10 protein-coding genes and 1 pseudogene are annotated in these 13,970 nt (G+C 70.6%); 8 read left to right on the top strand and 3 right to left on the bottom strand.

What is annotated here, in order from left to right; genetic code table 11:
* Positions 1–127 precede the first annotated feature (127 nt).
* The 5 genes from OHA61_RS36385 (at position 128) to OHA61_RS36365 (ending at position 7,697) form a co-directional block, all read left to right on the top strand.
* Entirely contained in the window at positions 128–2,119 is a 1,992-nt protein-coding gene (locus tag OHA61_RS36385; protein WP_406306629.1) for an AAA family ATPase, read from the top strand.
* A gap of 480 nt (positions 2,120–2,599) precedes the next feature.
* Positions 2,600–4,072 (top strand): MFS transporter, encoded by a 1,473-nt coding sequence (locus tag OHA61_RS36380; RefSeq protein ID WP_406306628.1) that lies wholly within the window; start codon positions 2,600–2,602, stop codon positions 4,070–4,072.
* A gap of 76 nt (positions 4,073–4,148) precedes the next feature.
* Positions 4,149–4,589 (top strand): SRPBCC family protein, encoded by a 441-nt coding sequence (locus tag OHA61_RS36375; protein ID WP_406306627.1) that lies wholly within the window; start codon positions 4,149–4,151, stop codon positions 4,587–4,589.
* 36 nt (positions 4,590–4,625) lie between these two features.
* Positions 4,626–5,990 carry a carotenoid oxygenase family protein gene (locus OHA61_RS36370; protein WP_406306626.1) on the top strand — a complete coding sequence of 455 codons (1,365 nt, stop codon included), beginning with the start codon at positions 4,626–4,628 and terminating at the stop codon, positions 5,988–5,990.
* 225 nt (positions 5,991–6,215) lie between these two features.
* Positions 6,216–7,697 (top strand): alpha/beta fold hydrolase, encoded by a 1,482-nt coding sequence (locus tag OHA61_RS36365; RefSeq protein WP_406306625.1) that lies wholly within the window; start codon positions 6,216–6,218, stop codon positions 7,695–7,697.
* An 80-nt stretch (positions 7,698–7,777) separates the two neighbouring features.
* On the opposite strand, the gene OHA61_RS36360 is transcribed toward OHA61_RS36365, so the two are convergent.
* A complete protein-coding gene (locus tag OHA61_RS36360) occupies positions 7,778–8,257 on the bottom strand; it encodes a hypothetical protein (protein ID WP_406306624.1) in 480 nt (159 codons plus the stop codon).
* Between the two features lie 234 nt (positions 8,258–8,491).
* Between OHA61_RS36360 and OHA61_RS36355 the strand changes: the two genes are divergently transcribed.
* The 3 genes and pseudogenes from OHA61_RS36355 (at position 8,492) to OHA61_RS36345 (ending at position 12,142) form a co-directional block, all read left to right on the top strand.
* The gene (locus OHA61_RS36355; RefSeq protein WP_406307594.1) at positions 8,492–10,189 is read left to right on the top strand and encodes a sensor histidine kinase; all 1,698 of its coding nucleotides are present in this window, start codon (positions 8,492–8,494) and stop codon (positions 10,187–10,189) included.
* A gap of 391 nt (positions 10,190–10,580) precedes the next feature.
* Positions 10,581–11,186, top strand: a complete 606-nt coding sequence (locus OHA61_RS36350) for a CBS domain-containing protein (protein ID WP_406306623.1) — start codon at positions 10,581–10,583, stop codon at positions 11,184–11,186.
* Positions 11,187–11,264: 78 nt separating this feature from the next.
* A pseudogene (locus tag OHA61_RS36345) lies at positions 11,265–12,142 on the top strand (universal stress protein).
* A 48-nt stretch (positions 12,143–12,190) separates the two neighbouring features.
* Here the strand turns inward: OHA61_RS36345 and OHA61_RS36340 are convergent.
* Positions 12,191–13,012, bottom strand: a complete 822-nt coding sequence (locus tag OHA61_RS36340) for an ABC transporter permease subunit (protein WP_406306622.1) — start codon at positions 13,010–13,012, stop codon at positions 12,191–12,193.
* A complete protein-coding gene (locus OHA61_RS36335; RefSeq protein ID WP_406306621.1) occupies positions 13,009–13,929 on the bottom strand; it encodes an ABC transporter ATP-binding protein in 921 nt (306 codons plus the stop codon). The genes OHA61_RS36340 and OHA61_RS36335 overlap by 4 nt, the downstream gene beginning before the upstream one ends.
* Between the last annotated feature and the right edge of the window lie 41 nt (positions 13,930–13,970).

Below are 13,970 nucleotides of genomic sequence, written 5' to 3'. Positions count from 1 at the left end.
AAGCGCCGGATGCGACACCGCCCTGCGCAACTCGTGCCGGTGGCTGTCACCGCGCGGCCCGATGGGTGTCATGAGGGCATGGCTGTCGAGCGCTGGAGCAAAGGGGATGGGAGCCGCCATGGTGTCCGTGGGAGAGAGACTGAGCAGAGCGCGCGTGCGGGCCTTCATCGGCCGGGACGAGGAACTCGGGCGCTTCGAGGAGGCTTTGGCCGGCGATCCGCAGGCACCGTTCGCGTTCTACGTGTACGGGCCGGGCGGCATCGGGAAGTCGACGCTCCTGAGGCGTCTGGCGGACCACGCTCGTGCGACGGGCCGGCTGCTCGTCGAACTCGACGGCCGGTTCGTCAGCCGGGACCCGGCCGAATTCGAGCGCGCTGCCGGTCCTTTCCTGGATGTTCCGGGCGCGGTCCTGTTCGTGGACTCCTTCGAGCACTGCCAGTGGCTGGAGAGCTGGCTGTGGCACCACTTTCTGCCCCGCGCCGCGGACGACACCCTGGTCGTCCTGGCCGGACGGCACGCTCCGCAGCCGCAGTGGACCGCCGACCCCGCCTGGTCCCGGCTCCTGCACGTGACCGAGTTGGAGCCGTTCTCCGCGGAACAGGCCCGCAGTCTGCTGGTCGCGGCGCAGATCCGTCCCGAACTGCGTGACCGGGTGCTCCGCTTCGCCGGCGGCAACCCCTTGGCTCTGTCCCTGGCGGCCGCGGCAGGATCGGCGGGCTGCTCCAGGGAGGAGATCTGGGCCCCGTCGGCGGACGTCCTGCGCACACTGTTGGCGGGGTTGATCGGTGAGGTCCCCACGGCTGCCCACCGCCGCGCCCTGGAGGTGGCGGCACAGGCCCACTCGACGTCCGAGGAACTGCTCGCCGCCGTGCTGCCGGGGGAGGATGCCCATCTGCTCTTCTCCTGGCTGAGGGACCTGCCCTTCATGGAGTCCACGCATCGGGGGCTCCACCCGCACGACGCCGCACGCGAGACGCTGGCCGCCGACCTGCGCTGGCGTGCTCCCAATGCGTTCGAGACGATGCGCCGGCGCCTGGCGGACGAGTACCTGCGCATCCTGCGCGAGGGGCCCGAGGAGCGGGTGTGGACCGTCACCGACGAGCTCTTCTACCTCTTCCGGGAGGGGGAGACCCTGGCCCGGCTGCGCACCTGGTCCCGCGAGGACGAGGTGCACGACCGTCCCCTGCACCCGGACGACATCGATGTCATGCTGCGGATGGCCGAGGAGACCGAGGGGGCCGCCTCCGCGGAACTGGTCCGCTACTGGGCACAGCGCCAGCCGCAGGCCTTCAGCGTCTACCGTCTCGTGAGCACGGGCCGGATCGTGGCCTTCACCGCCCGACTCGCTCTGCCGGCCCCTCCCGACCCCCAGGACCTTGCCACCGATCCAGTCGTCGCCGCCGCATGGCGGTACGCCGATGCCACCTCGCCGGTGAGCCCCGGTGAACACATCGGCGTAAGCCGCTTCTCGATCTACCCCGAGCGGTACCAGATCCCCTCGCGCGTCATCGACTTGAGCAGTTCCCGGGCCCAGGCGGAGGCAGCCCGTGCCCGCGGTCGCGCCTACGGCTTCGCCGTCTACCAGGACGCCGAGACCTGGGCCGAGCGCGTCAAGGGCACCCTCAGCGACACCGGGGCGCGCCCGCGAGTCGGTGAGCACACCTACGGGCTGTTCAGCGTCGACTGGCGTCAGGTACCCGTGGAGACCTGGCTTCTCCGCTTCATATCGGCCCCCGACGCACCGGTCCCGTCCGGACCGTCGCCCATCTCACGTACCGCGTTCGACCAGGCCGTGCGCGAAGCGTTGGCGCACTGGCGCGATCCGGGCGCCTTCGCCGCCTGTGCCCTGATGCGTACGCGTCTCGCAGCCGACTTCGGTGATCCCGTCGAGGAGTTGCGCACCCTGCTGCGCCGGGCCGTCGACGACCTCGCCCATGACCCGCGCGGAGTGCGCGCCTGCGAGGCCCTGACGGCAGGCCACTTCTCCGGTGCACCCACCCAGGAGGCCGCAGCCCGCCGGCTGGGCCTTCCGTACGGCACCTACCGTCGCCACCTGCGCCAGGGCCTGGACCTGCTCTGCGAAGCCCTGTGGCAGCAGGAGCTGCACGGCCCCCGCTAGGGCGTGTTTTGGAAGTCCCTCCCCAGAGCTTCGCCTGGGAGGTACCCCCACCCCGCGACGCCTGGCACGCGCACTCGCGGTGTTGTCGCGGTCGCCCAAGTGCGTCCAGTACGAGGGCGATCTCCCCCAGACTTCGTCCGGGGGTGCCCCCACCGCCTTGCGATTGCACGCACCGGACGCCGCGGGGCCCGCCCTGCGGGCGGACGGCGCTACTTCCAAACACGCCCTGGGCCCGTCCGGCCGATCTTGCCGGGCTCGCGTCCCCTGGAGCGGCACCTCTCCCCCGTAGCCCTTCGGGCAGGGGAAGTGCCCCCATCGCCAGAACCCGCTCGCTGATCCGGCCTGATCGACAGGACAGGGCATAGCAACCGAAGCCGCGCGCTTCGGCAGTTGCGAGTGGACAGGTGCGGACAGCAGTGGACAGTCCTCGCCCCTGTCGGGCCTGGAAAGTGGACAGCGTCCGACCCGAGCCTGTGCGACATGAACGTTGCACGCACGCAGACGAACCAGGCAGCCCGCCGAGCCCCCCGGCCGGGAGCCGTGCTCGCGGCACTCGCCGCGGCGCAGTTCACCGTCATGCTCGCCACCTCGATCGTCAATGTGGCGCTCCCGCAGATCCGCGCCGGAGTCGGCCTGTCGGACGGCGGAACCACCTGGGTGGTCAACGCCTACGGCCTGGCGTTCGGGGCACTGCTCCTGGCGGGCGGGAGGGCGGCCGATCTCCTCGGCCGCCGTCGGGTGCTTATCGCCGGGCTCGCGCTGTTCGCCGCGGCTTCGCTGTCGGCGGGACTGGCTACCACTCCGGGCGTACTGATCGCTGCCCGCGCCGTTCAGGGACTTGCCGCCGCCGCCATCGCCCCGGCCGCGCTCGCGCTGACGATGGACCAGTTCCCCTCCGGCCCGGGGCGTGGCAAGGCACTGGGGGTGTGGGGGGCGGTCTCCGGCGCGGGAGGAGCAGGCGGCGTCCTACTGGGCGGTGTGCTCACGCAGGCGTGGGGCTGGCCCTGGATCTTCCACACGGTCGCGCTCGGGGCGGCGCTGGTCCTGGCCGCCGTGGCTGTGCTGGTGCCACGGGCGGACGGACATAAGGCAGGGCGGTTCGACCTGCTGGGCACTGCCACCGTCACCCTCGCCCTGACCTGCCTGGTCTGGAGCCTGACCACCGCACGCGGCGCCGGCTGGACCGACGGCCGGGTGCTGGGCGCCCTCGTGGCCGCCGCCGCGCTGCTCGCGGCCTTCGCCGTGATCGAGCGCCGCCGGCCGAACGCCCTGATACCGCCGCGTCTGTTCACTACCGGCCAGGTCGCCGCGGGCAACCTGCTGATGGCGCTGCTGGGCTCGGTGTGGATCGCCCTGTTCTTCTTCCTGCCGCTCTACCAGCAGCAGGTCCTCGGTTCCAGCCCCTTGGCAACCGGAGCGGGACAACTCCCGCTCGCGGGCGCCAATATGCTCGGCGCCGCCCTGGCGCCGCGCATCGCCCGGCGCATCGGGGCCTCCGCGACCGTAACCGCGGCCCTGCTCACCGAGGCCGCGGGCCTGATGTGGCTGTCACGGATCAGCGCCCACGGCAGCTACCTCGCCGACCTCCTCGGCCCGAGCATCGTGATCGGCCTGGGCCTCAGCATCGCCTTCGTCCAGCTCACCGCGCTCGCCGTGGACGGCGTCCCACGGGAGGACGCGGGTCTGGCCGGCGGCCTGGTGAACACCACCCGCCAGGTCGGCGGCGCCATCGGCCTCGCCGCCCTGGCCACTCTGGCCGGCTCCGTCACCGCCCACGCGTCCACCCACCAGCCCCATCTGGAAGCCCTCACCGCCGGCTACCGCACCGTCTTCACCGTCGCCGCCGCGGTCCTGGCCGCAACATCCCTCCTCGCGCTGCTCCTCACCCGCTCCACCGGCCCGCGTCCCGCAACCACCTCCACCGGCCCGGCCTCCGACCCGCAACCCGCCTGAATCTCCTGAATCCGGCTGAACCGATGGATCAGCCGCGCCACCGGAACATGTCCCCCAGAGAGAGGAACCCGCAGCCATGGTCACCATCGACATGACCGCCCCCGTCATCGTCCGCCTGAGCACCGAGGTCAACGCCCCGCTGGAGACGGTGTGGGGGCTGCACACCGACATCGCGTCCTGGCCCACCTGGAACACGGACATCGACGAGGCCAAGCTCAACGGCCCCCTGATGCCCGGCAACTCCTTCAGCTGGCGAACCCACGGCATGGAGATCACCTCCACCGTGCGCGAACTGGTCCCCGGCGAGCGGATCGTGTGGGGCGGCCCCGCCGCCGGCATCACCGGCATCCATGTGTGGACGTTCGAGCAGAACGGCGACCACGTCACCGTCCGCACCGTGGAGTCCTGGAGCGGCGCCCCGGTCGAAGCCGCGGCCGACCACCTCGGCAAGGCCCTTCACGACTCCCTGGAGAGCTGGCTCTCCCACCTCAAGTCCCGTGCCGAACAAGCTGCCTGACAAACGAGCTCACATCCCCAGAAAGAGGTTCCTGCCATGACTGCTGCGAAGCCCTACCTGACCGGCCACTACACCCCCGTCGCCGACGAGGTCACCGCCACCGGACTCACCGTGGAGGGCACGCTGCCCCAGGAGCTGGACGGCCGGCTGATCCGCAACGGCCACAACCCCAAGCCCGGTGTCACCCCGACCCACTGGTTCAAGGGCAGCGGCATGGTCCACGGCATCCGCCTCCGTGAGGGCCGCGCCGAGTGGTACCGCAACCGCTGGGTGCACACCCCCGCCCTCGACGGCGCGCCCTACATGACCGAGCGCGGCCCCGACCTGACCGCCAGCGCCGCCGGCACCCACGTGATCGAGCACGCCGGACGGCTGCTCGCCCTGTGCGAGGCAAACCTCCCCTTCGAACTCACCCCGGACCTTGAGACCGTCGGCGCGTACGACTTCGGCGGCACGCTGCGCAGCGCGATGACCGCGCACCCCAAGGAGGACCCGGTCACCGGGGAGTTGCACTTCTTCGGCTCCTCGCCCTTCCCGCCGTTCCTGACGTACTACGTCGCCGACGCCAAGGGCGGGATCGTCCACAGCGCCGAGATCCCGGGAGCGACCGCCTCCCTCAAGCACGACTTCGCCCTGACCCGCCGCCATGTGGTCTTCATCGAGGGCAATGTCACCTTCGACCCGGCCGAGCACTCCGGCATCCCCTACGGCTGGAGCGACGCCCAGCCCGCCCGTATCGGCATCATGGCCCGCGGCACCGACGGCGCCCCGCAGGTCCGCTGGTTCTCCATCGAGCCCGGCAACCTGCTGCACGTCGCCAACGCCTACGAGGACGGCCAGGGCCGGATCGTCCTGGAAGGCCCCACCGTGGACCGGGAGGGCTTCCAGCTCTCCTGGAACTGGTGGGTCGGCGCCCCCGGGCGCGGCACCGAGCCCGCCGCCCGCTCCTACACCCGCCGCTGGGTGGTCGACATGGCGGCCGGTTCCGTCGACGAGCAGATCATCGACGACCTCACGGTGGAGTTCCCGACCATCAACGAGGACTACCTGGGCTCTGAGAACCGCTACCAGTACGCCATCTCCTTCCCCGACGAGAAGGGCTTCGGCGGCTACGGCATCGTCAAGTACGACCGCACCACCGGCGCCCGCCGCATCCACCAGGTCGGCGACGCCCGCATGCCCAGCGAAGCGGTGTTCGTCCCCGCCGCCGGAGCCACCCGTGAGGACGACGGCTACCTCCTCACCGTGACCTCGGACCTCAAGCAGGACGCCTCCCAGCTCCTCGTCCTCGATGCCTCCGGCCTCGACCGGATCGCCACCGTCCACCTCCCGCGCCGGGTCACCGGCGGCATCCACGGCTCCTGGATCCCCGACACCGCCCTGGAGGCCACCCAGGGCTGAGCCACAGAGAAGACGCCGCCGACTCGCGAGGCGCGCATCGGACAACCGCACGCCGCCGAAACCCCATCCCGCCAAGGCAGTTGCCGGCCGCGAGACGCTCCGGCTCCGGCACCGCCCACAGCTCCGTAAGCGTCGCCGGTTTCCCTGGCCCCGCCTCCTCCCGGAGCACCCCCGAACAACGCCTCGAACCCCCACAGGCCGAGGCGCACGACCAAGGAACTCGACATGACAAGAATCCGGAAAAGCGCCCGTTGGATGGCCGCCGTCTCCGCGCTCGCAGTCACCATCATCGCCGTACCGGCGCTCGCGCAGACCGAGGACGCCGACCACCGAAGCCCCGCCAAGGGCATCGACTGGCACGCCTGCGCCGACACCGACTTCAAGCACATGCAGTGCGGATCGATCCAGGTACCAGTGGACTGGTCTCACCCCGACTCCGGCAGCACCACCCTCGCCGTGGTCCGCCGCCCGGCGGACGACCGGGCCCACCGCCAGGGCACCCTGCTCCTCAACGACGGAGCCGGCGGCTCCGCCATCGAGCAGCTGCGATTGGCGATGCACATCGGCATGCCGAACTTCGCCGGCGCCATGACGCAGAACTTCGACCTGGTCGCGGTGGACCCGCGCGGAGTGGGGCACAGCACGCCGATCCGTTGCGGCGAACCGCTGAAGCCCGCCGGAGTCAGCCACTTCCCGCAGAGCCGGGCCGCGTTCAACGCGCTCGTGTCCCACAACCGGGCCTTCGCCGAAGACTGCCTGCGCCGCAACGGCCGGCTCATCGCCCACGTCGACCAGACCAGCACCGCAAGGGACTTCGAGGCGGTCCGGATCGGGCTGGGCGAACGGCAGCTGAACTGGTACGGCATCCACTACAGCACCCTCCTCGGACGCACCTACGCCAAGCTCTACCCCGGCAGACTGCGCACCATGGTCCTCGACACCGCCCTGGACGACACCGGCTCGCCTCTCTCGCGAGTCACCCGGGAGGCGGCCACCGCCGAGACGGCCTTCAACCGCTTCACCGCCTGGTGCACCACGTCGAAGGACTGCGCCCTGCACGGCAAGGACGTCGCGGCCGAGTACGACGCCCTCGTCGCCCGTGCCGACCGCGATCCGATCCCGACCGGGGGCACGGGCCACCAGCCGCTGACCGGTGAGGACATCCGCGAGGCCACCCAGGACTACCTGACCCTGTCCGGTGTGACCTGGCCGGAGCTGGCGGAGGCCGTCGTCAAGGCCAAGGGCGGCGACGCGACGGACTTCACCCACGACCCGGACAACACCCTCGACCCGGTCCAGGTACAGGTGCCCGCCTGTCTCGACAACGCCCGAACGGTGCAGACCCTCCCCCAGCTCACCCGGCTGCGGAAGGAACTCGCCCGCGTGTCCCCGCACCTCGGCGGCGCCGTGCGCTCCTACAAGACCATCGCGGGCTGCCTCGGCTGGCCCCTCCCGGCCAAGCCCGTCGAGGCGGGCGCCCCGGTCCACGGCGCACCGCCCGCACTGGTCCTCCAGTCCACCCACCAGGCCCTCGCCCCCTACCGCGCGGGCGCGGCCATGGCCGCCCAGCTGCCCGGCAGCGTCGTACTCGGCCATGAAGGCGACGACTACAGCATGTTCCTGGTCTCCAAGTGCGTCCAGGAGGCCACCAACCGCTACCTGACCACCCGCGCGCTGCCCACCTCTGGCACCACCTGCACCGACTGAGAAGTATCGCCTTGCCGAAGGTGACCGTCGGCAGCGCGCCCGAGGTCACGCAGGTCTTCGGAGCCCTCTGAGCGGTGACCTCACCGCTCAGAGGGCTCCGAGCGCCTTTGCCCAGGTGGCCAAGAGTCCTTGCTCAAGGCTGCGTCCAGTAGCGTCTCGGCCGCACGCCGAGCGTCGGTGAAGGCCTCCGCGTCGTTGCAGGAGGCCGCGAGCGCGTTGGCACCCTCGAACAGCACGGCCAGTTGCCGACCCAGTGCCTCCGGGTCGGCTGCTCCGGCCTCCGCGGCGGTGGCCACGAGGCGGTCGCGGAAGACCTGCTTGTGCCGCTGCGCGAGGTGGGCGATCTCGGGCAGTCCCCCGGCGCCCTCGACGACGGCGTTGTGGAACGGACAGCCACGGATGACCGCCGCCGGGCCCCCGTCGATCGGGGCGAAGATCGCCAGCTCGCGCGCCTCTTCGCCGAGACCCGCCGGTACCTCGACGACGCCGAGGCCGCGCTGGCCGCGCACGACACCGCGGACGCGTTCTTCCGGGCGATGCTCGACCGCTACCCGGACCATCTCGGCCCGACCGTTCTCTGGGTCAGCTCCCGCGCCCTCTACCTCGCGCGCGAAGGCGGCGACCCGGTGCAGAACCTCGTAGCAGCCTGGCGGCGGTAAGCGACGCGGTGCGACTTTCGTCGCACGCGGGTGCGACGAACGGATGCTGTGTACGCGGGAGGTGGCACCTACCGTTGCCCTGTGGAAGTGACGACGAGGGCCCGCGCCGTGTTCAAACGCCTGGTCGTGCCGGGCATGTGGTCTCGGCGGCGGATCGTCGGCGAGGTGGTCCTGGCGCTCGTCATGGCCCTGCTGGCGGCGGCTGCTGTGAGTCTGTCGGACGGCGGCGCTGATCGGATGACCGCCGTGGCGGTGGCCGGTGCCACCCCCGTGTTGTCGCTGCTGCGGCGGGTGTTCCCAGCGAGCGTGCTGGTTCTCGCCGGTGCTGTCGCCGCTCTGTTCGGCCAATTCTTGATCCTGCTCACGGTGGCGGGCTGGTCGGCGGGCGCGAGGATCGAGTCGCGGCGGCGAGCGCTGTTGGCGTTCACGGCCTCGTGCGTCCTCTATGCGGGCCTGTCCGTGAAGCAGGAGATGCCCGGGCTGTCCGCGCTGACGGCGCTGCTGTTCGCCGCCTTCTCGTTCCTGGCGACGGTGGTCGTGCCCGGCCTCACCAGTCGCTACCGCGCCCAGCGCCGCACGCTCCTCTACGCGTTGCACGAGCACAACGCCCAGCTGCTGCGCGAGCGGGAGATGATCGCGTCCCACGCGCGCATGCGCGAGCGCCAGCGGATAGCCCAGGACATGCACGACAGCCTCGGCCACCAGCTGGCGCTGATCGCCGTTCACACGGGCGCGCTGGAAGTGGACCGGGAGCTGACGGACAGGCAGCGGGAGGCGGTCGGGGTGCTGCGCGAAGCGTCCGTGGCCGCGATGCACGAGCTGCGCGAGGCCGTCGGTATCCTGCGCGACGGTACGCAGGCGCAGGAGCGCGAGAGCGAAGCGGAGCCCGCGTCCCGCGGTGTGGCCGGCATCGACGCTCTGGTGGAGGCGTCCCGGGGCGCGGGGACCGACGTTGAGCTGCGGCGCTCGGGCGATGTGCGGCCGCTTGCCCCCGCTGCGGACCACGCGGCGTACAGGATCGCCCAGGAGGCGTTGACCAACGCACTGAAGCACGCGCCGGGCGCCTCCATCACCATGGAGCTGCGGTATGAGCCGGACTCGATGGTGGTCGAAGTGGCCAATGGTCCGGTGCCGGTGATGCCCGGTGGCGGGCGGCGGCCTGTGGTGAGCGGCGGGCAGGGGCTGACCGGGCTGGGTGAACGGGCCCGGCTGGTCGGTGGCATGGTGCACGCCGGGCCGGCCGGCGGCGGTTTCCGGGTCGCGGGTGTACTGCCGTACGGGCCTCAGGGGCTGGACCCGGCGGACAGCGGCGGGACGGGGCGGCCGGGCCCGGGGCTGACCGGGGAGACCTTCGTCGATGCGGGGAACTACTTTCGGGAGCAGAGCGGAGGGGCACTGCCCGGCGACGGTGGAGCGGTCATCGACTGGTCCGGACCGCCGCAGAGGCAGAGGGAGTTCGACAACGCTATGGGAAGCAAGACGAAGGGCATTGCGATCGGGTGCGGCCTCGCAGTGTTGATACTCGGGGCGTTGGTTGCCGTGGGGTTCTACATGCTGATGGGCGAGGCCGACGAAGCCATGATCGAACCGTCGGTCTACAACTCGGTGAAGGTCGGCGACACCGAGACGGCCGTGCGGGACAAGCTGCCGGAAGGCAAGTCGTTCCTGACCGAGGGCCTGGACGACAAGGGGCCCGCAAAGCCGAAGGACGCCACGTGCCTCACCCTGCTGTCGACAGAGACGGCGGACGACCCGGAAAAGGAACCCGTCTTCCGCTTCTGCTTCAAGGACGGAAAGGTGATCGAGAAGCAGTCATACTTGGTCAAGAGCTAGTCCGGGCCGCCGACCTGCACGGTGCCCCTGAGGCACTCGCCCGGCTGAAGGAGTACGACTTCAGCCCGCCGTCCGCCTCATTCGACGCGGCCTTCGGCGGAACTCCCTGACGTACTCGCCGGCCGAGTGCCGTCGCAGGGCAGGCTCCCTCATGGCGTTCCCCCGGCGGCTTGCCCAGAGGCCGACGTTCATGAACGCGGTGCGTCGACGCCGCCAGGTTGGACGCCCCGGACGGGCCGCCCACGTCAGGCCGCAGCCCGCTTGGCAGGGGCCGATCGGGCGGGCCGAGGTCCGAACGGCTCTCCATTCGTTCCCGGTCGGCCCTATCCGTCGTACAGCTCGAGACGGACGCTCATGGCAAAGAATCGCGGACCGCTGCGAAAGGTCGGTCATGAAGCATCTGCGAACCGTCGGTGACGTGATGACCCACGCCGTGATCGCGGTTGGTCCCGACGCGCCGATCAAGGAAATGGTCGAGAGCATCCGGCAGTGGCGGATCAGCGCCCTGCCGGTTCTCACGGGTGACGGGCGCGTCGCGGGCGTGGTCTCCGAGGCCGATCTGCTGGTGAAGGCGCAGGGGGATGACACGTCAGGGGCGGTGACAGCACAACAGCTGATGACCGCTCCGGCAATGACGGTGTCAGCCGACGCGACGGTCGCCGGAGCCGCCCGGCTGATGGCGCTCGGTCATCTCAAGCGGCTCCCTGTCGTCGACGGCGAGGGCCACCTCTTGGGTGTCGTCAGCCGGGGCGATCTGCTGAAGATCTACCTCCGCCCTGACGCCGACATAGCAGAGGAGGTGCGGAGCGAGCTCGTCGCGCAGCTGGTCCCGGTCGGCTCAGGAACGGTACACGTGCATGTCGAGGACGGGCTCGTCACTCTGTCCGGCACGGTCTCCGATACCTCACTTCCGGACGTGCTCGCCCGGGCGGCCCGGGCAGTGCCGGGCGTCGTGAACGTGGAGGCAGACATCGATGTGGATACGCCGGTGCACTGAGCCGAGAGCGGGCTTGTTCGGGTCCGTGCGGGCCGGCCGAAGGAGGTCCCGACCACGACTGGAACCGTCACCGCGGGCCTGGACGACTCGCCGCAAAGTATCGCCGCGGCCAGTTGGGCGGCACGTGAGGCCGAGTTGCGCCGAGACCGCCTGCACCTCGTCCATGCGGACGATTGGCCCACGACGGCGGTGGTCCGCCTGGTCAGCCCGGATGAGCAGCGTCGATGGGCCGACACCCTCCTGAGCCGCACCTCCGACGAACTGCGAAAACGCCATCCGGGTCTGGAGATCACCGCGAGCCGGCTGTCCGGGCGGCCCGCGGCCTCCCTGTCCGCCGAGGCTTCGAAGGCGGAAATGCTGGTGATCGGTTCGCTCCGGCTGACGGGAGTGCCGGGCTCCCTCATCGGTTCCGTCACCATGGCAACGATCAGTGCCACCGAACGGCCCGTAGTACTCGTCAGGGCCGCCACTTCGACGGGCAAGGGGGAGACCGGTCCGGATACAGGCGTCGAACCGGCCGAGGGCACGGGCCCGTACCGGGAAGTGGTAGTCGGCGTGGACATCGATCAATCCTGCGACGGACTCCTTGCCTTCGCCTTCGACGAGGCCGCACAGCGCGGGTGCACACTGCAGGTCGTCCACGCCTGGAGCCTGCCTCTCGGTTTCAGCTACGCGCCGGCCCTCAATCCGGGGATCCCGTCGGACGTGGAACGGCGGGCGGCGAAGACACTCAGCGACCTGCTAATCCCATGGCGAGAAAAGTTCCCGTCGGTGAACGTCGTCGAGAAGGCCGTCGCCGGACCTGTCGCGCAGCACGTGCTGAATGCGCCTCCGCGGACTTGGTGGTCGTCGGCCGCCGTATTCGGCGCAGTCCCGTCGGCGCGCACATCGGCCACGTAGCCCTTGCGGTGATGCACCACGCCGACGCACCCGTCGCCGTCGTCGCCCATCACTGACGGTGTGTGGGGGAAGTCGCCCTGGCCCGGGTGCTCTCAAGCCTCGCGCTACGGTGCGAGGTCCCGACGCGCGAGCAGCACGAACGCCGCGGTCAGTCCGGCCAGACCGGCACCTGCCAGTACGCCGAACGAGATCCACGGGACCGTGCCGTCGGCCAGCGCGTCACCCGGTGTGTAGTAGTGGAACGGGCTGACGAAACGCAATGGCGCTGCCCTGGACCAGGCCAGCGCGACGAAGTTCACGGCGAATCCAACGGATCCGACGGCTATCGTCGCCCCGACCACCTGCCCCCTCCTTCGGCCCACTGCCGAGACGGCAAGCGCAAAACCGGTCAGGCAGAGGGCAAAGCCGCAGCCGAGCAGCCCCGCCGCGAAGACGCCAGTGATCGGCACCTCGCGGTGCAGGCGCGGTGAGAGCAGAACTCCGGCGGCCACGGTGCCCGTGGCCGCAGCGTTGAGCAGTACGGAGGCGATGGCGAGGGCGGCCGTCCGCTCGGCCAGCAGCCGTGCCCGGGAGACGGGCCGGACCATCAGAAGTTCGATCGTCCCGGACTCCACGTCGGCAGCCACCGCGGCGGCTGCGAGCGATCCGATCACCGTGAGCTGCATGGCAATCCAGAAAGGGTGGACCAGTCCGGCGCCCAGCAGTCCGGGATAACTGGCGATCGACACATCGCCGGTGGAACCGCTGAAGGCCTTGAACGCGCCCGGCGGCGTTCGTCCCTGTCCGCCGAACAGCTGGGTGGGCGGAATCGTGTTGGCGATCACCACGATGAGGGTTTCGAAGACGACCATCCCGAGGGCCAGCGCCGCAAGCATCCGACGGCGCCGGTGCAGCGCGAGCCACAACAGCGCAAAGCGGCTCCTCACGGCTGGTCCTCGGCATCAGGATGGCGGTAGAAGTCGAGGAACGCCTCGTCCAGGCCCGCCTCCTCGACCGTCAGGTCTCCGACCGGCAGTGTGAGCAGATCGCGAAGAGCATCCACCACCTGATCGGGCGGTACGAGCAGCTCGACCTGTTCACCCTCCCACTTCGGCGCCCACTGTTCGGCCGCACCGAGCGGGCGCCGCCCCTGGCCGTCGGTGAAGGTGAGCCGGACCTTTCTGGCGCGGGCCTCGCGCAGGGCCGCCACGCTGCGTACAGTCACCAGCCGCCCGTCCCGGACAATGGCCACCCGCTCGCAGGTGCGCTGCACCTCGGGCAACACATGGCTGGAGAGCAAAACGGTGCGCCCCGCCGCCACGGCCTCCGCCAGCAGTTCGAAGAACGTCTCCTGGACCAGCGGGTCCAGGCCTTCGGTCGGCTCGTCGAGCACCACCAGCTCGGGGTCGTGCTGCAACGCCTGGACGAGTCCCAGCTTCTGCTTCATCCCACGCGAGTACTCCAGGACGCGGCGCCCGAGGACCGCGTCGGACAGCGCGAGCCGCTCGCACAATTCCGCGCAGCGCGGGACCGCCGCCCCCTGCAGGTCGGCCAGCAGCTCAAGCATTTGCCTGCCTGTCAACTCCGGGTACAGCCGCAGCTCACCGGGCAGATAACCAAGTGCCGGCGTCAGCCGGAGGTGGTCGGCGATGGGATCCAGGCCCAGCACACGGACGCGCCCGGACGTCGGCCGCAGGAGCCCGACCAGGCAGCGGATGGTCGTCGTCTTGCCCGCTCCATTGGGGCCGAGAAATCCGAACACCTCTCCCCTGTTCACGGTGATGTCCAGCCGCTCGACGCCGATGGTCTTCCCGTACCGTTTCGTCAGGGCATTGAGTTCGATCGCCGGTGTCGCGCGCTGCACCGTCCCGCCTCCCTCTCTTGCCGACGAAGGCGCCGTTCGCC

The sequence above is a fragment of the Streptomyces sp. NBC_00885 genome, assembly GCF_045207475.1.
Taxonomy (GTDB): domain Bacteria; phylum Actinomycetota; class Actinomycetes; order Streptomycetales; family Streptomycetaceae; genus Streptomyces.
Note: the sequence above shows the minus strand (reverse complement) of the source record. Positions and strands in the feature narration are given on the sequence as shown.